Source organism: Marinobacterium stanieri, assembly GCF_900155945.1.
GTDB classification, from domain to species: Bacteria; Pseudomonadota; Gammaproteobacteria; order Pseudomonadales; family Balneatricaceae; genus Marinobacterium; species Marinobacterium stanieri.
On record NZ_FTMN01000013.1, the window covers coordinates 15,238 to 32,475 of the forward strand.

Genomic DNA, 17,238 nt, shown 5'->3' on the forward strand with positions numbered 1-17,238 from the left:
CTCGAAAAGGCGGTCTGGAGCCAATATGCGAAAACACCTAGACATCATAAGAGCCTGGGTATGTTGCGCTTGCTACAGGGTGGCCAAGTGTTGGAAGAGTTGGGCTTGCTCGATGTCGTCATTGGTATTGTGTCTAACGACGAGATCAATGGCGACAAGGAGCTGATTGCTGCTCTGTTGAGAGGTGCATTGGGCAAAACAAGTAAAACTGCTTCTGCTAGTCAGCTTGAAACAGAGTCCCCGGGAACTGCGCAACCAAATGGCCAAAAGGCGGCGGAACAATGCAATGCGGAAGCACATGCATCTGAGCCGGCGCTTTTGCCACCTGAGACTGCCGCAGACCAGGCAAGGGATCTGGTCGAATCCGAGGAGGGAGCAATGGAGACCGCCTTAGATGGGCTTGATCAATGTGCTTCAGAAGGGGCTTACAAGCATCATCAAGAAGAACCCCAGGAACAAAAGCAATCGAACAGTGAATTAAAACCAGAGGAGCCGCCAGCATTCTCTGAAACACATGAAGTGACGGATCAAAATGAGCCCGTAAGCAGCAGTGGGGGCGATACCTCTGCATCGGGTTCAGGCAGTCAACGTCGAAGAAGGAACCGGTCATCAAGTGTTATGGGAATGATGGGGTGAAATATATGAAACGTAACTTAGGTATCGCTGCCCTGATCGGCACAATCGCTCTGTCGCTTGGGACAGAGGCACAGGCAAGGCTAGTCATCATCCAACATGATCAAGCTGCCATCATCAAAGAGCAGGAACGGGAAAAGGCAGAACTGGAGGCAAAGCTGGAGGCTGAGCAGCTGGCACGGATCCAGGAGAAGGAAGAGGAAATAAAGGCTGTAGAAGAGGCGAAGGTACGATTCGATGTAAACAGTTACCAGGTTGTGGCTGATCGAACAGAAAAGATCATCAACCACTTCGGTGTTCCACCGACGCAACTGCCGGCACATGGTGGCGCTGGTTTGGGAAGCAGCCCATTGTGGATCTCGCTAAATGCAATTGTTCCGGATGGATGGCGCGTCTATATGGATAAGAGCATCGATGCCCAAGCCAAGGTTGCATGGAATGGCCACGGAAAGAACTGGATTGCAGTGTTGTACGAAATCGGCGTGAAGCAGCGCTATGTGTACGACATCGACTGGAACCAGCATTTGGTCCTGGTGAAGCCCCGTGTGTCTGTTGTAGATCCTCTGCGCGAGGAAATGACTGAGAGGGCACAGGAGGCCAAGAAAACTCACATCATCATTGAAGCCGATAGTGCAGATCTTCCAGAGGAGGGTGATGGGGTGTTGGTCATAAATGGCCGTGCGGTAAAAGTCAGGCGTGCCAGGTCACTGGAAGATTGAACCATGGATATGAAAGAAACCACCTTCGGGTGGTTTTTTTATGGGCGGATGCTAGGGAAGGATGGCTGGAACTTTCGTGGCTGATACGTGGCTACTTCGTGGCGCTTTGTTGGCGCTTTCGTGGTTGTGAAGGAAAATTGCGAATTAGTGGCATATGTTGTTTCCCTTATCTCTATTTGATGGTAATATATGTGTAGGAAGTTGTTTCTGTCTAGAGGTAAATTTTAGGCCCCGAGGAGTACATAGAGTGCTTCGTTGGGTGAAAGGAATATTGAGGATGAATTATGAAAGCTAGAACAGGGATTTTAACTCTTGCTGTTGCGCTCTTTGTGGCTTCATTTCTGACTTTGAGTTATGCAGATGGTGAGTACCGTGGATGGGCTACAGATGACACTGTTAACGAGGGACATGGAAAAATTCTATTGGAGCATGCACCCTATGAAATTTTAGGTTACATAATCCTAAACAAAGAAATCCATCCTGAAAAATATGACCGATTGTATTTTTTGTATAAGGCTTCGATCTATTTGTGTGGAATATCAATAGTGATGTTTCTGTACTGGATTCTATCTTTTGCAGGATTAAATATTATATTAATTGCCTTTTGGATGATTTTTTCATATGCGGTCTGTGGTGTTTTTTTAAAAATGTCATACACTGGGGCATTTCGCGTATCAGCCGATTCAGAGCTATTTAAAGGGTTCATAGATTACCCACTATTTGAACTATCGGGTATTAAATATCACCTGAAATCAGAGTCAGTGAATACAGCGGTAAAGAATATTGATGATGAAATCAATGACGCTAATAATCGAATCAAGCTGCTTCACGAGTGCTTTCCTGATCTGAATGAATCAGAATTTCTCGATGTGTACAAAGAAGTTTTTTTGGATAAGAGGAACAGTGCTTTAACGCAAGAATATATGTCGTGCTTGGCGGCTGGAATTAAGCCAAAATGGACACCAGAAAATTGATTATAGTTTATGATTAAAAAAGGGAGCTTAATAGCTCCCTTTTTCTATGTTACTAACCTTTAGAAATCATTGTTGTTCTTGTCTTTTTTCTGTAGTGAATCAGTACCACCAAGCTTAGATGCACCTGTTAAATGCTGTTGTGTCTGATGGGACCAGCCTGCTACTACACCTTGTCCACGATTCTCACCGATTGACTCATTTGCCATTGTTTGTTGAGCACCATAATACAAAGGGATTTGATCTGGGATTTCATAAACCAATGAAATACATCTATTGCAAATAACCCACTGAATAACAATAAATATTATGAAGGTAACGAAAGTGCCCCAAATTGCGACAAACGACTCCGCTTGCATCATTGGAACGTAGTACAGGTATCCAGATGCAAAATTCCCCATTTCACGCATAAGAAGTAAAGAGAGGTGCCAAGTCATGACCATAATAGAAGGGCGTGCAAGGATCGTGAGTAACGTTATCCAGCCTTGTCGTGCATGATCGTTGGAGAAACCATCGCCACCTGGCAAAGAGTTGGCAGCCCAGTGCATAGGAGCTGCTAGGAATGCAATCATGACAAGAACAAAATTGCCCATTACTGCCAGTGTCCACATGAAAAACGGCAAAGAAGGCAACCAATACCCAAGAACAGAGCCTACAGCTACAAGCACCCCTCCCATTGTCATCAAGTGCCCTAGAACAGATGAAATAATTGAATGACCAAATGCCTTAGCTCCCGAAATAGTTCCCATGGAGATCCAATCGGCGACTTTTGCCACAATGTTTGCATCGGTTCCTTCTTTAAATCCATCCACAGTGGCTTGCATGAATGTTGATGAAAATATCATTAACCAACCGGTATTCACCATTCTTAAGCCAAGGTGCTGTAGGTTGGTAATAGGATCATAATCTTCAAAATTGAACTGCGATGATACTAAAACGTCCTTTAGTAGAAATCCTGAAAAATTGGCCAGTGCCTGTTCTACAGAATCATTGGCAGTTAAATCATTAGTTAACTGCTCAAGTGATATATTTACATCTCCTGGATCTTTCTTAAAATTCTTTTGTAGTCCAGTTGTACTATTTGCAATTGTGAAAGAATCCTTTATAAGAGTTTGCGATTTGTTCCATTGATCTTCAACAAAACCGCCTTCCATAAGTTTGTAATCTGGTGCGCTAGCACGGGGAATGCTTCTGGAAAGTTTAGCCATAAAGCTTTCTATTCTGGATTTATCCATCCATGTAAGCCCTGTATAAACCCAGCCATGCTGTGCAGAAAGCGAAAGAGAGTTATTGGTTTCTTCATTGTTTTGCAGTTGATCCCACGCATCAGCAAGCTTTTGAGAACCAGACTCAAAACCAGCATACAGCTTCGACCTGTAATACTTTTTGATCAAGTCTAGTGAGTGAGAAATTCCATAAGAGTCAATTTCAGCACCAGTAATGAAATGACCAGGACTAAAAATTGAGGTCATTTTGTTATAGGTCTCAACAACCGCATAGCGATGAGCATCAAATATTAACTGTCTAACCTCCAGTTGATATGAAGTCATTTCAGAGAATGTTCCAGTGGGATCACCGAGATCTCCAAAATACTTATTACTTCCGATCTCCATTGAAACGCTGCCACAAACAGGTAAACCTTTGGCGTTTTGGAAGTTGTATTGAAAAGCAACAGCATCATCTTCGGCAGTTATATTTTTATCTACCATGCTGATTTTATAGTAGGAATCAAACTTTGGATGTTCAGAATAGTAGTAGTTTGATGCTATAGAGCACGCAACGGGTGCAACCATACTTTCCACAAGCGTATTAATAGCGATCGCATCAGGGCGGAAAGTGCTTACTGAGCCTGTTGAGTAAATGTGCTTGTTGCCTGCCTCGTTGACCTGATCAGCAAGGAAGGAGGCATTTATAGCGAAGAACATGACCATTACCTGAGCGAGGCTAAAGCCATTCGCGACAGGTGTTAGGCCAACAAAGGACATAGATCCTCGTGTTACAGCCATAGTGTCGTTGTAGCGCTTGGACATGATCTCGCCGTCATTACCGCTTGAGATCAACTTTCCCACGATCATAATCAGCAGCAAGTTGCTGAGTACCACCAGTACTCCCAGGTTGAAGACTAAAGACATTGCAGCCAGTGCACTGTCCATGCCTTCTGGAGGCGCTTCTAGGACGCTGTAATACGTCACCCCGCCAAAGATCGCACGGTAGATTTGTACCGCATAACTCGAATCCAGTTTGTCTTGTCCTGAATCAGCTGCAAATGATGGCTCAATTGAGCATATCAGCAGGGTCAAGATCAGAAGACATGGCCCTTTGAGTGGCTGCCTAAGCATTGTCTAACCTTTGATCATTATCTATATATTGTATTAGTATACTATCTGATAATTTTGGAGAATACCGAGGCATGCGCGAAATAGAGCAAAACTTCTCCGGCGATCCGGGCCTGCAGGCAGTCTTTGCCTCTATCAGGGGCTATGAGTCCTGGGTGGAGTCGGACCCCAGCAAGTTGGAGTCTATGGACGACAGTATTCGTGCAGTGCTGAGGTTCCTTGATAGCCACGGCGCCGGTCTGCCAGAAAGAAGTTCAGATCAAATGAATGACCTTGTTGAGGCACTTTTGGTGGTAATTGCAGCAACACCCGTGGACCAGGCATTTTCCTATTTGAATGACTTTCAAAAGTACGAACCGTTCTTTCAATGGCTGATCGAGACACTTCATCAGAACCCGCCTTTGAAGGGGTTTGCAAAGACGCTGCTCGGCCGGGCCTATGTCATCCAGCAACGAGAACTGCAATTGGCATTTCACAGCGATGAGAACTTTCAATCACTGTCTTTGATTCTGGAGTCGATCATCCATGACGGTTAAACGTTCTGCTAAAGCCGTGGCTGTGGCCATGACTCTTTCGTTAGTCATATCCGGTACCAGTTTCGTAGCACCTCAACCAGCACGGGCTGAATTACCTGCAGATGTTATGGCGCGGTGCCAGCCGCTCATTTCAGCTGCTAAAGGTGCCTTGAGCAATCGGAAGGCTAAATCAGCAGCTGAGGCTACGGGTATTACAGCTGGTAGCTCGCTGTCTGAGGCTGCGTGCGTGGATAGCTTGTTTGACATCAGTTTTGACAGCTTCATGTTGGTTCCATCCATTTCCTCAATAATTGGTGGAGCCTTTGAGCAGCTTAAGAAGCAGTTCATCAATGCCATCAGGAATGCAGTATGTGACTTTGGAAACAATCTCAAGGAAGAAACCGATAAATTTCTGACCTGTACTGCAAACGTCTCTGTCAGTCTTTCAGGTGGAGGTGGTTTAGGTAGCTTTGATGCTGAAAGCTGTCTTGGTACTGGCATAGATGGTTTTGAATACAACATGGATAAAGTCATTGGTAATAGTTCCGGGGGCGGTATCACTTGGGACCAGTCTGTAGATTTTGGAACCATGGGTGAAGATGGGGAGTTCAGCGCGGGAAGTGTACTGGAGAACATCCAATCGGAACTTGAAGCTATGAGAAATCCTGAGTCGGGAGGGCCTGGCACATGAAACTTGGTCTTCAATCAAGGGCACCAGCAATAGCTGGGTTAGCTTTTATATGCAGTATATCAGGTTATTTTCCGAATAAAGCATATGCGTGTCCAACCTGTGTTCAAGCTAACTCGTTTGGTGCTGAAGTAGTCAGTAATGCAGCTGAAGGGACAGCTAATTCATTATCTCAAGCTGCAGCAATTGAGGCAGGGTTTGCGAGCTTGCTTTTGATGATGGAAGAGGTTTTTGGCACTATCCAGGCTTCGCTTAAAGCCATGTCTGCAAATATTACAGGAGAAATAGAGCGTAGCTCTGTTTTACAAAAAAGGATGTTGGATGAATATAACCGCCAGCATGAAACTCGTGCGCAGGCACAGTATATTACTGAATCAAAACAGTATTATGATGAAACCTACGGCGAAGCCACCTTGCCGGTTGATTCATGCCAGAACTACTTCGATGCTTATGAGCTTCAGACAATGCGTGAAATGTCTGAACCAGAGCTTCGAGTATTTTTGGAAACGTATTACGATGAATTTCGAAATGACCACCCTCTGCCGGAAGAAACTTGGAAATATCATGCAAGAAGCCTTGAGTTTGCTTCTAGCTCGACTAAGTTCATTAACCAGGATCAGTATAGTGATGGAGAAGTAGAAAATGCAATAGAGTGGGTTAACCAAGTTGTCGAACCTGTTCCAGTGACTATTATTAATGAAGTGGATGACTATTCCGGGATTAACTCCGATCAGCGAAAGCATTATGCTGAAATTCAATCACTTCATTTAAGACTTGATGCAAGTAAACACGCACTTGTTGATCAAATAGTGATGAAATCACCCTTAATGGAAGGGGAGCAATCATTGCAGAGTTTTTTCGCTAAAGAGGTATATTCTTCATTAAATCCCAATTCTTTAGAAGATATTGCTGGTGCACCGCCGATTAAGGTTATGAAAACTTATTTGAGAGATCTACAAATAGGTAATGCAATTGCATTTTCCAACCTCAAAGAAAACATAAACCAGGGTCGTATTGAAGCAGTTAGTCTGGCAACTATCAGTGATGAAAAGCGTGAATCTTTGAGATTAAGACTACCTATCATTGAGGCAGGAGCAGGAATTAATGATAATTAAAAGGAGTCTCCCTGTTTCATTGTTTATTACATTTGCATTATTAACTCCGTCAAAGCCCACTTATGCGGGTTGTGCAAGTGCTTACGCCTGTATTGCATGTACTGCTGCGGCATTGGCTGCTGCTCAAGCTTCTGCTTCAGCTGCTTTCAGTAAAATGCACGCAGCTATTGATTACATGGGCGAGGTAACGGTCTCTGGTCTCTTTACTACTGAAACGCAGTTGTATTATTACGGTAATGTCACGGCAGCGTCTATTCGTGCAGCTTCATCCAATATAGAGGCTGAGATTGCGAATAGCGCTGAGATTGAAAAGCGGTTGCTGGATGAACTTAATTATCAGGAAGAAACTCGAACACAGCTATCCAATGTGATGGAGCAGAAGCGGTATCTTGAAAACACATATTCAGGAACCCTTCCAACTACCGTACTTGATACATATGGAACTCAGGTGGAGTTCACGACTGATGATTACATGAAATTCTTGGGCACCTACGAGAATGAGGTTTTTGGACTATATGAGTTTCCAAGGCAGGGCTTGTTCGATCGGTATGTTAACGAGGATGAGCTTTATGCTGCAGAAGACAAATTGTGGTCTGGAGAGATCGAAACAGCTGAAGAAGCCGCACAACTGGTGTATTTGACCCAGCAGATGCTGTTTTCTGGCCATGACAGCCCTTACTACCATGTGACTGAGTTCGCTTCTTCGGAACGTTTGGCAGAAGGCTTGACCCGTGACCAGCTAAAAAGCGGTGAGAGTGTTGTTTGGGCAAGCCGCATTAAGCCGGCGCTTGAGCTGTTTGCGATAGACCAAGCTATGCGTATGAAGCCAACGGAAGACCAGGAAAGTGTTATGACCTGGCTTGAAAACCGTGTTGAGCACCCGATCTACGATCCAGATCAGTTAGTGTCTTCTATTGCTAATGCTGGCCCGAGGGATGTTCAGCTTGCGATAGCAACAGAACAAAAAAAGCGGAATTTGATTTATTTCCTTGAGTTACGTGTAAACCAGGCGAGTACTCGAATGAAATCCGCTCGCTATGGATTCGAAACAGATAATAATCAGAAATCCTTACGTGCTAAAACAAATTTCATTCAAAGTGGTGAATAAATAATGAGTACGGTATCGGTTGTAATTAAATCACCATCTCTAATTGACCAATTTGAAGAAATGGTGAAGCAAGTTAAAAGGGACTTTCCAGATTTAGCGTTTGACGATGAGCCTCGATTATTTTCTGAGGACATGAATGGTATACTGGGGGCAGATACCTCCAAGGGGGGGGGTTGAAAATGACTGATAACAATTTGGAACAGCAGGATTCTATGAATTCAGATACCAGTGAACTGGATTTTGAAAACAATTTGGAATTGGATGCCGATAATACAAGCACTTCCGAAGACCCGCACTGGAATGCGTTTCTAAAATTAGTCAATGAAGATGAGTTGAGTGATAGCCATACCTACAGTATGGAGCCAGAGGTACGTGACCAATTACAGGCTCGCATTGATCAAGGTACTAATGATCAGCTGGTTGCACATCACTATGCAGCATTTGTTGAGACCCTAAATCAGTCTGCTTCCTTTGAGAATGAATCCTCGGAGGAAGTTGACCTATTAGCTGAACTCGATGACTTCAGCTTCGAGCTTGCAATGGATGAGCCTGAAATGGCTCATCCTGATCTGGCTGAGCCCGACGATATTTTCGCAGAATCCCCTGTCGCGGACTCAATTCACCAGGATGATGTGTTCTCACTTGATGATTTGGCTACTGACGCCGATTTTGAAAATGGCCAGAACTCGCCTGACGCCAACAAAGCATCGACCATTAAATCGGATGTTGAAGCTGACGAGCTGTTAGATGATGACCAGGAAGAGAGGCTTGATAACGGGCTCGATCGGAAGCCGACTCAGCAGCCAGGTAGCCATGATTATCAGCCGACGGTTAATGTAGGTTCATCTCATAATCCCGGCACGGCGTATGTACCGGCACGTCAGGAAGGTGCTCGTTTGATGTCGGCAATGCTGGGAACAGCGGCCAACGTTGCAAATGTTGCAACTGCGATTGCTGGGGCGGGGCATAGCGCAGCTTCTCGTTCAATTAATGCAGGTCGATCCGCTTTTAATGGTTGGCTTGATAAACGTGCCCAGGCACGTCAGGAATCGGTTAATCAGCTAGGTGAAAGTGTTGATGACAACATCGCCTCAGCTGAACAAATGTCACCTGAAGAAGGACTTAGTAAACGCGAGTCATTCAGGGAGTCAGTGTTTGGGTCGGCTACTCGCAATATCAGTAGCATCATTCGTCAAGGTCGTGAAGAAATGAGCTTCATGACTGAGCGTGTTCAGCCCGAGCTTGATATGACCTTTTCGGAGATCGCTCGCGAGGTACAGAAAGGACAGGATGCGATCGAAGCAGGTAAAGAGCCTTCTCAGGGCGCCAGCCTGGCTAAACATGTCCTTAATTCCTATTTGATGGCTCAAGGCGATGACTACCTATCTTCAAAGTTGGAAGTCATGGAGTACAGCAACCGTCTGCTCGCTGGTCACTTGGATAGCGTTGCCAAAATGGGCAAGAAGCTTGGAATGTCTCAGGATGAGATCTTTGATTTGGTGGGGGCTGATGTTCAGCAATACAGTGACGAAATGGCGTCTTCCATGGAAACCATTGAATCTGTAATGAAGAACAATAAGCAGATGTCTCCGGAAGAGCAGGCAGCACTGTCTGAGCAAATGGATAAGATTCGACAAGCTGTCGAGCAGCTTCTCGAAAAGATGCGATCTGTGTTTGGTGGGCCTTCCCAAAACGCAGGCCCAGCCCCGGCTTAAGTTCTTGATTTGACCGTTCTAAAAGCCCAATCCTTGATTGGGTTTTTTTTGCGCTTAGCTGCCCGTAGGTACCTGTCATGCAGATGATCGAAACGCCCATACTGAATATCAGCTATGGCATTGAATGCCGCCCTCTGATTCTTAAGTCACAAGACCGAGCCTTAACAGGCTTTGTGTTGGAGCATGTACCTGACGAGGTTGCCGCTACTTTGCCAACTGGAATGTTCGTTCGTATAGGCGAAGGTCGTTTTATGTCGGTGAGTCAGATAGATATGGCTGGCTGGCAATCCCTTTTTCCGGGCACACAATCGCACTACCAGGAACCTACAGTTGTAAATGCCGGCTACACCGGTAAGAAGATTACTGTTCCCGGCATTGTGAGCGACCGCATTAAACAACTCACCGATGAGCAGCTGCAGGTTATTACGGCAGGGCATATAGAATACGTGTCTTCGATTGAGGTGTGCCGCTATAGCGCCCTGCAGGGGATGCTTGATAAGTCCTATGTCCCACCAGTGCTCGAAACCGCTGCACGTCAGGTCATCGATCGTAATCCTGCGGCACTTGATGCTATTGCCTTTCTAAACCGACTGCTGGCGGCATTGAACCGCGATGAGCATCACGAAGTGGATGTTGCCCAGGTCTTCGATTTAATGATTGAGCGTGACGCCTATGACGATGCTGATCTCTATGATGTTCTTCCAAATGATTTAGCCAGATCAGATCGGGATTTCGTTCGTATCGACCGTTTGACCTGTACGCTTGCAAGCCTGTTCGTGACAACGGGGCGATTGAAGTTTCTGCCATTTGAATCGATCTCTGATCTATACACCTATGTCTGTCGTGAAGGATATTTAACGCCATGTCATCCCGATCAAGGGGTGCTGCTTGATCGATCTCTGGAAGAGTACAGCTGGATCCGCCGCAACCAGGTGGAGTTTGATGAGCTTCAAAAGAGGGTAACACCCAATCAAAGCGGTCGTGTTATCACTTACCAAAATCACCGACTATTTGTATCTCCCCATGGTAAGGCTTTTCAATTTATTGACGCTGAGTCACGAAGGATTTGGCGCGTCGATGAAACTGGTACCCATGAGCAGAAAGTTTCACTGTCTGATTGGATCTACATGGAGAACGCAGATGAGCCTAACGCTGTAAATACATTGCTTAACGCCATATCGGATGATGCTACTGATCCGCCTGATGTAGAGGGTGACGCATCGAAACCTGCTAACCCTGATGATCGATATGCGGAATTCATAAATGCTGCCAGTGCGTATGAGAAGAGGATTGCGCTCAACCAGGCTATTTCCGATCGTCTTTTTATTGAGCCGGGCTCACTGGCCGTTTTTCACAAACGGTTATTAGCAGAACTGCTAGAAGTAGCGGGGGGTACATTCATCCGATCGAAGGGGGCGCGGCCGGGATTCTGGTCTGCTATCACAGTCCTTCACACTGTAATCGAGAGTAGCCCCGGGGAGAGTTGGAAAGATTTTATACTGGGTGTTCGACAAGGCTTGATGGAAATGGGCCTAACGCAGGGTATCCAATTCGGCAGTGTTAATACACTTCTGACCTCAGAAGGGAAGGTTTGGCTCCAAGAGCTAGCTGGAAGCGCTCTGAGTGATCAACAGCGCTTTTTACGTATTATTTATGATGACCAGCATGAAGGATCTTACCTGCTCTCAGATGGCCTCTTTCGAGCTTTGGGAGGCTACCAGATTCAGAATAAAGGTTTAGGCTGGTCTGGATTTCGTGACGGCATGGCCGTTACACCGAGTTTCGAGCGAAGAGAATTACTAGAACGATACCTGCAGGAGCGAGTGAACATCAGTCGTGTGCATCTATTGGTAGACCCCGGATCCGGCACTGAAGACTATTGGTATCTTGGTCCTGCAGGCAAACGCTACCTGCTTCCAGGGTATCAAGAGGGCCAAGATCCACGTGAGTGCGTGAGCGCTGCACTGCATCGGCCATCCAAGCGCAAGTTTACCTTTCCGTGGTCTTCGGAGCCCTTGAGCTCAATTGGAATCACAGAGTACCAGGCGTTAGACGATGATGAACAAGAGCCCATGCTGAGTGCGGCCTTTGTTCAGTTGTTGGAGTGCACGGGTATACAGCCCGCAATGTTTGGTTTCTCCGGGGAATTGGGACTACACGTTGCCGGTAAAGGGGAGCATATAAATCTCGCTATGTGGAATAGCACTGACCATGTGGTCACAGGGTTGGGTGGCTTGGCTGCTGCCTGGGGGGAGTTGCTGTATCGCTCATTGGTTCCTGAATCAGTAGGCACCCTGTATTTCCCTGCAGTCGAACATCCTGCTTTGGCTGAACTCTTAGCATGTATTGGGTATCAATCGGTCAGATATCGACCGACTCATACGCTTAGTGCAGGAGGCGATGTGTTGGAAAGCGAGCTACTCGGGTTTATTGGTCAAGCTAGTTTGTTTCCCATTCATACATTGGACCCTGTTGAGTTTGAAGATCTCTGCAATGAAGTACATGCCACCGGTGTGAATGATTCAGTGAAACTGGAGTGGATCCGAAGTGCCAAGTGCCTCAGGGATAACTGGCAGTTGATCGATCGCAATGTTGAGTACGCAGGGCTTACAGCATATTTGAAGAACTCCAGGTTACTGTCACTACAAGAGGGAAATGATGCTCTTTGCAGGGGAGCAAGCTTGTTCTCCAGGGCGTTTGAAGCGTATGTAGAGGACTGCCTTAACGATCATGGGGTGGTGAATGATCTGCTGGTACTTGGCGCCAAAAACAGTGATCGAATGGGGGTGAAGCTGTATCCAGAAGGGGCTGAAAGATACAGGATTAAAAGGGCATTTGATGAGTTTATCACTTATGTGATGTAGGGTTTATTGCTTCGCACGTTACGGGCATGAGTGGGAATAAGGCAGTCGCTTTTAGCATTCGGCGCTTGTGGTCAAGCTGTGTTGCATTTTTTGATTATATACAGTTTGATGAAAGCGACGAGCCGAAGGTGCTTGTTTTGTTCCGACATGTACTAGCTTGTGACTGGCAACAGACTTAAGAATAGCTCATTGTCAGAGAACTATGGTTTACCCTTGTAGTATACTTTGTCCGGCAAAGCGCTTAAAGCGCGCGTGTTCAATTTCATGGGAAGAAGTGACTGTGATCTCTCGTTCATAATTTCTCTTCCAGTGCTTTTAACTGTTGTCCCTGTCTCAAGATGAGCTATGAGGTTGGATATTGAGGCATACTAGATTGATTTCAGCGGTGAGCTTTATGATTAAATATGATCCGGCTTTTGGTTTAACTATGATGAAAGGTGTACAATAGTACACTTACGATATTGCCGATCAATTAAAATCCAGTTCATTATAATGAAAATATAAATAGAATTCTTATTTTTATTTACTACAATTAAATCTCTTTTAAATTTTTATCATTTCACATATGGATATTCTTAACTTAGAAACCTTTATTGAAATTGCTAGCTCCGGTAGTTTTGTGCGAGCCGCTGAACGATTGCACGTAACACAAACTACTGTAACAGCACGGATTAAATCACTAGAATCTATGTTAGGTACACGGCTTTTTGTGAGAAATCGTGCTGGTGCAAAATTGACAAATGAGGGCGAAGCTTTCTTACCTCAGGCAAATAATGTATTGCAAGCCTGGAAAGTTGCCAAGAAAAGTGTCACGTTGTCTTCAGGTAAAATGTCATCCATTACCTTAGGAAGCGAAAATAACTTGTGGAATCCTCTATTGATTAAATGGATACACTGGTTATCTGAAAATCAGCCAGAATTAGCCATAAATGCAAAAATTTCTGATGCTGAATCTATTGATCAATCACTCAAAGATCAAAAACTAGACGGTGCACTTATACATCTTCCTAATTACTATTCCGGCTTACATATAGAGCAAGTTATGGAGGAAAAGCTTATCCATGTAGAAAACTGCAATAAGCCTCTTCCTAACTTACATATTGACTGGGGAACATCTTTTGATGAAACTAATCGTTTAGTAGCTTCAGTCCGTGAATCTATCCCATATAGCTTTGATCTCGGACCTGCAGCATTAAATTTCATGTTGAATTTCGGAGGGAATGGTTGGTTTCGTACACGTGTTGTGCAACCCTATCTCAACAACGGAAGGTTACGACGTATACCTAATCAGTCCGAATTTACTTATCCTATTTATTTAGCATACCAACAAAATTTGGCTGATTTACATCCTGCTGTATTAGATGGCCTAAGGCGCGTTGCAAGGATGGATGCTCCATGGCTGATTTAAGGTAGAGCCCTCTCAGGATGAAATGAATAAATTCCTATCATCCGAAAAGGCTCTATATAGTTGTCTGAATATTTTTAATTTCGATATTTCATTCCTATTCCAATAAAATATATCAAGCCCTTCCAAATTCAAAACTCTCCTCAAAATCTTCACCGGCGTTAATAATAATGGACCTATGAAGTTCTTTACAATAATTGATAGTCAAGAAAAAGCAACTCTCACATAAATATAACATGTACGTTTCACATTCGTGTTTAGATCTATTACCCCAACTGGCATATAGAATTCCTTTCTGTGAAGTATTATTACCTCTAGATTCATTACCACAATTGCATATCGTACAAGAAATACCGTCAATTGAACTTTTATTCATAGTATTACCTTTATTTTTTGTGCTAAGAACAAATTTGAAAATTGGAATGGAGTGTTTTATTTGAGTACTAAAATTTATAATGATTTTTAATCAAATTTACACGAGTAAATGATAAATAGCTATTTTTATATAAATCATCATTGGCAGTAAATGCTATCCATATCTATTATTTAATTTTTCGCCCTCCAGATAAATAATATATCCAATTTTAAGGCTAATAGCGCTTAGCATAATAAAAGCATGACTTATAACAATATAGGCAATCGGAATTGAACTAGATTCAAATTTGAAAGCGACCACTACGCTGATAGTCATTATTATTAATGAAATGAGCATAGTACATTTTCCTGCTGATTCTAAATTCATTACCATCTCCAAATGAATAGATTAGGTAACTATACATATAATTATAGAAACAATATAATGAATATTATTTGAATTTTAAATCAATATATTTGATATTCGCTGATTCAACTCCGAAGTGCGACACCCGCCTATGCAGCCTGAAGGTATTCCCGAAAAACAACTTCAGGCTGTCTGAACCCAAGGCACTTGCGGGGCCTCAGGTTTAAATTTTTCTCTACGCGACGAACATCTTCGTCGGAAATTAATTGCAGATCCGTACCTTTCGGAATGAACTGCTGCAACAGACCATTAAAGTTCTCGCTCAGTCCGCGCTCCCTGATGAGTACGGGTGGGCAAAATAAAACTTTGTCTTCAATGCCTTAGCGATTGCTTGGTGCTCTACAAATTCGCTTCCGTTGTCTGCCGTGATCGTATGCACATGTTCAGCATAGGGCTTGAGCATTGCAATAACTGCGTCACGAACGTCTGTCGCTCGTTTGGAGCCGACTCTACGTACCAGATACAAGCGACTTTTGCGCTCAGCCAACGTCACCAGAGCACCGGTTCCGTGTTTACCCAGCACAGTATCAATTTCCCAGTCACCGAAGCGTGTCCGTGCGTCCACAATAGCAGGACGCTCATCGATCGAAAGCGGCTCCGGGATAGCCGACCGTTTGCTGTTTCTGCCTTTGCGATAGCGTTTATGTCCCTGGCGCAGACACCTGTAAAGCTTGCCGCCACTAACCTTATCGGCAGCAATATGGCGGTAAATCCATTCATGGCTGACGGGTAGACCAATGAGTTTACCGATACCGCTTATTTGCTCAGGACTCCATAGCCAAGACAGCGTCATTTCAACATACTGTACGACCAGTTCTGACACGCGACGCTTGTGAGAGCTGGTACGGCGACTCAAGGCCTTCTGATGCGCACTCTCGGGTTCGTACACGCTCTGGTCGCTGTTACGCTTCAACTCCCGATAGACAGTGGAACGGTGGATCTTGACCGCTCTGGCGATCGCTGAAGGGGAATAGCCCTGCACAAGAAGGGCCGATATCTGGTATCGTTTCCCCTCGGTCAACTGCTGATAACTCATGGCGATACATCTTTTACTTTGGCGAGTGAAAGCGTACCACTAATCAGCAGTTGGCCACCCCTCTCCGTTCAACCATGAGTGTCGCACTTATCTGAATTCCCGCAGTCGCAGCAAAAGGGTGATTCTAAAGATAGCGATGAAGCAGACTCATAACCTGGGAGAAGTGATGAAAGATGCACGATGAGCGTTCTGTTGATTTTTTGATGTCGTTACAGCCTGAGCAATTGGACACGATAGTTGCTCAGTTAGAAATCATGGCTACTGCCAAGAAAGCTGAGAGAGCGAACCGCTTCGCCCCTCCTGCGCCTCCGAGTGATATTGGACGATTGGCTGACAGTCTTGGACTGGATTTATCTGGGATCATGAGAGAGATAAACCGCAAATAGCCTTGTTTGCTTCTAAGTCGTCCACCTTACCGATCTAAAGCTGTGAGTGTAGGGTGCTACAAATAAAAAGGGCCGATATCAAGTCTTTTGCGAAAATCACGCGACTCGGCGGTACCGCATCCGGGCAACGCAGTACCCGCTCGATCAGGCGAGCGGGTACTTCACACAGTTGGGGCGCACATCACCAGCGGATAGCCTAGCACTTTTTCCAGAATTAAACGCTTGTGCCGCGCAGTGGATGGCGCGTTGGTGCCGACACCATCAACGGATCACTCCACACCGCGCCCACCACAATACCTTCGCCTACCTCGTCGGCTGCACGAAGCCACGTCGTGAAAGTTGTCGTGCAGCCCCTTGATCTGCTGCAACAGCGACACTTCGAACAGGCGGATTCAATCTCGGCCTTTTTTTGTCAGCACAGCGCTAACAAGGTTGGCAAAAGCGAAGGTGTGATACCGTAGGATTGCGATTTACGCAGCTGCCCGTGAAAGATATTGGCAGCCAACGATGCTGCAACCGAGCGAATAACTCCGGCCCGGATACGCTCGGATTCGGGAAGCAGCCTGATCGCTAACGCATTGACAGGCACATCCACCCACGTGCCCAGCAGGCTTGTAAGCATGGCCAGCGCAAACAGCAGCGCATAGAGCGTATCGGCAAGATTATAGACAGCCAACAGCGCAAGCGCTGCTGCGTACAGAATACCTAGTAATATTCCCCAGTTTTTGTAGTTGGCAGCGCCTAACCGCCAGCGATCAACAAGCGTAGCGAGGAGGAACTTGAGCATCGCGGGCAGGCCCGCCAGTTGCAGCAGGCCGATTTATCACCAGTGGCAGGCCCACAAACAGATAGATGATTGGTGCGGTCAACACCAGGTTGAGCCAGCCGATCAGCAATTGCTGCGGCCACCATGAGCGCGGTGCGGGTATCGTTACCTGGTTCATGGGCGTCTTCCCATGTGAAGCC

The 17,238-nt window shown here is 45.3% G+C and carries 15 protein-coding genes and 1 pseudogene; 11 read left to right on the plus strand and 5 right to left on the minus strand.

Features of this window, described 5'->3' with window-relative positions:
• The first annotated feature begins 60 nt into the window (after positions 1 to 60).
• The 3 genes from BW956_RS20530 (at position 61) to BW956_RS20540 (ending at position 2,326) form a co-directional block, all read left to right on the plus strand.
• Positions 61 to 636 carry a hypothetical protein gene (locus BW956_RS20530; protein ID WP_139327249.1) on the plus strand — a complete coding sequence of 192 codons (576 nt, stop codon included), beginning with the start codon at positions 61 to 63 and terminating at the stop codon, positions 634 to 636.
• 5 nt (positions 637 to 641) lie between these two features.
• Positions 642 to 1,352 carry a hypothetical protein gene (locus tag BW956_RS20535; RefSeq protein ID WP_139327250.1) on the plus strand — a complete coding sequence of 237 codons (711 nt, stop codon included), beginning with the start codon at positions 642 to 644 and terminating at the stop codon, positions 1,350 to 1,352.
• 284 nt (positions 1,353 to 1,636) lie between these two features.
• Positions 1,637 to 2,326: a hypothetical protein gene (locus tag BW956_RS20540; RefSeq protein ID WP_076466004.1), complete on the plus strand. Its 690-nt coding sequence runs from the start codon at positions 1,637 to 1,639 to the stop codon at positions 2,324 to 2,326.
• Between the two features lie 59 nt (positions 2,327 to 2,385).
• Here the strand turns inward: BW956_RS20540 and BW956_RS20545 are convergent, their stop codons facing one another.
• Positions 2,386 to 4,623, minus strand: a complete 2,238-nt coding sequence (locus BW956_RS20545) for a DotA/TraY family protein (protein WP_175612054.1) — start codon at positions 4,621 to 4,623, stop codon at positions 2,386 to 2,388.
• 110 nt (positions 4,624 to 4,733) lie between these two features.
• Between BW956_RS20545 and BW956_RS20550 the strand changes: the two genes are divergently transcribed.
• The 7 genes from BW956_RS20550 to BW956_RS20580 all read left to right on the plus strand — a co-directional run bounded on the left by BW956_RS20550 (position 4,734) and on the right by BW956_RS20580 (position 14,072).
• Positions 4,734 to 5,195 (plus strand): hypothetical protein, encoded by a 462-nt coding sequence (locus BW956_RS20550; RefSeq protein ID WP_076466009.1) that lies wholly within the window; start codon positions 4,734 to 4,736, stop codon positions 5,193 to 5,195.
• Entirely contained in the window at positions 5,185 to 5,865 is a 681-nt protein-coding gene (locus BW956_RS20555; RefSeq protein ID WP_076466012.1) for a hypothetical protein, read from the plus strand. The genes BW956_RS20550 and BW956_RS20555 overlap by 11 nt, the downstream gene beginning before the upstream one ends.
• Positions 5,862 to 6,977, plus strand: a complete 1,116-nt coding sequence (locus BW956_RS20560) for a hypothetical protein (protein WP_139327251.1) — start codon at positions 5,862 to 5,864, stop codon at positions 6,975 to 6,977. The genes BW956_RS20555 and BW956_RS20560 overlap by 4 nt, the downstream gene beginning before the upstream one ends.
• A gap of 19 nt (positions 6,978 to 6,996) precedes the next feature.
• Positions 6,997 to 8,085 (plus strand): hypothetical protein, encoded by a 1,089-nt coding sequence (locus BW956_RS20565; RefSeq protein ID WP_175612055.1) that lies wholly within the window; start codon positions 6,997 to 6,999, stop codon positions 8,083 to 8,085.
• A gap of 179 nt (positions 8,086 to 8,264) precedes the next feature.
• On the plus strand, positions 8,265 to 9,800 hold the full coding sequence (locus BW956_RS20570; protein WP_076466018.1) for a hypothetical protein: 1,536 nt from the start codon (positions 8,265 to 8,267) through the stop codon (positions 9,798 to 9,800).
• A gap of 77 nt (positions 9,801 to 9,877) precedes the next feature.
• Positions 9,878 to 12,664 carry an LPD1 domain-containing protein gene (locus tag BW956_RS20575; protein WP_076466021.1) on the plus strand — a complete coding sequence of 929 codons (2,787 nt, stop codon included), beginning with the start codon at positions 9,878 to 9,880 and terminating at the stop codon, positions 12,662 to 12,664.
• Between the two features lie 565 nt (positions 12,665 to 13,229).
• Positions 13,230 to 14,072, plus strand: a complete 843-nt coding sequence (locus BW956_RS20580) for a LysR family transcriptional regulator (protein WP_076466024.1) — start codon at positions 13,230 to 13,232, stop codon at positions 14,070 to 14,072.
• A 526-nt stretch (positions 14,073 to 14,598) separates the two neighbouring features.
• Here BW956_RS20580 and BW956_RS20585 read toward each other — a convergent pair.
• Both BW956_RS20585 and BW956_RS20590 read right to left on the minus strand, forming a co-directional pair.
• The gene (locus BW956_RS20585) at positions 14,599 to 14,811 is read right to left on the minus strand and encodes a hypothetical protein (RefSeq protein WP_139327252.1); all 213 of its coding nucleotides are present in this window, start codon (positions 14,809 to 14,811) and stop codon (positions 14,599 to 14,601) included.
• A 128-nt stretch (positions 14,812 to 14,939) separates the two neighbouring features.
• Positions 14,940 to 15,886: pseudogene (locus BW956_RS20590) on the minus strand (IS30 family transposase).
• Between the two features lie 173 nt (positions 15,887 to 16,059).
• Between BW956_RS20590 and BW956_RS20595 the strand changes: the two are divergent.
• Positions 16,060 to 16,272 (plus strand): hypothetical protein, encoded by a 213-nt coding sequence (locus BW956_RS20595; protein WP_076466030.1) that lies wholly within the window; start codon positions 16,060 to 16,062, stop codon positions 16,270 to 16,272.
• A 412-nt stretch (positions 16,273 to 16,684) separates the two neighbouring features.
• Here BW956_RS20595 and BW956_RS22935 read toward each other — a convergent pair whose 3' ends face one another.
• Both BW956_RS22935 and BW956_RS22505 read right to left on the minus strand, forming a co-directional pair.
• Entirely contained in the window at positions 16,685 to 17,059 is a 375-nt protein-coding gene (locus BW956_RS22935) for an MFS transporter (protein WP_076466032.1), read from the minus strand.
• The gene (locus BW956_RS22505) at positions 17,028 to 17,216 is read right to left on the minus strand and encodes a hypothetical protein (protein WP_175612056.1); all 189 of its coding nucleotides are present in this window, start codon (positions 17,214 to 17,216) and stop codon (positions 17,028 to 17,030) included. The genes BW956_RS22935 and BW956_RS22505 overlap by 32 nt, the downstream gene beginning before the upstream one ends.
• Positions 17,217 to 17,238 lie beyond the last annotated feature (22 nt).

Bases quoted from the DNA above. Each gene is read 5' to 3' on its own strand.
- BW956_RS20530 (WP_139327249.1), top strand. From the start codon at position 61: ATGTTGCGCTTGCTACAGGGTGGCCAAGTGTTGGAAGAGTTGGGCTTG.
- BW956_RS20535 (WP_139327250.1), top strand. From the start codon at position 642: ATGAAACGTAACTTAGGTATCGCTGCCCTGATCGGCACAATCGCTCTG.
- BW956_RS20540 (WP_076466004.1), top strand. From the start codon at position 1,637: ATGAAAGCTAGAACAGGGATTTTAACTCTTGCTGTTGCGCTCTTTGTG.
- BW956_RS20550 (WP_076466009.1), top strand. From the start codon at position 4,734: ATGCGCGAAATAGAGCAAAACTTCTCCGGCGATCCGGGCCTGCAGGCA.
- BW956_RS20555 (WP_076466012.1), top strand. From the start codon at position 5,185: ATGACGGTTAAACGTTCTGCTAAAGCCGTGGCTGTGGCCATGACTCTT.
- BW956_RS20560 (WP_139327251.1), top strand. From the start codon at position 5,862: ATGAAACTTGGTCTTCAATCAAGGGCACCAGCAATAGCTGGGTTAGCT.
- BW956_RS20570 (WP_076466018.1), top strand. From the start codon at position 8,265: ATGACTGATAACAATTTGGAACAGCAGGATTCTATGAATTCAGATACC.
- BW956_RS20575 (WP_076466021.1), top strand. From the start codon at position 9,878: ATGCAGATGATCGAAACGCCCATACTGAATATCAGCTATGGCATTGAA.
- BW956_RS20580 (WP_076466024.1), top strand. From the start codon at position 13,230: ATGGATATTCTTAACTTAGAAACCTTTATTGAAATTGCTAGCTCCGGT.
- BW956_RS20585 (WP_139327252.1), bottom strand. From the start codon at position 14,811: ATGAATTTAGAATCAGCAGGAAAATGTACTATGCTCATTTCATTAATA.
- BW956_RS20595 (WP_076466030.1), top strand. From the start codon at position 16,060: ATGCACGATGAGCGTTCTGTTGATTTTTTGATGTCGTTACAGCCTGAG.
- BW956_RS22935 (WP_076466032.1), bottom strand. From the start codon at position 17,059: ATGCTCAAGTTCCTCCTCGCTACGCTTGTTGATCGCTGGCGGTTAGGC.
- BW956_RS22505 (WP_175612056.1), bottom strand. From the start codon at position 17,216: ATGAACCAGGTAACGATACCCGCACCGCGCTCATGGTGGCCGCAGCAA.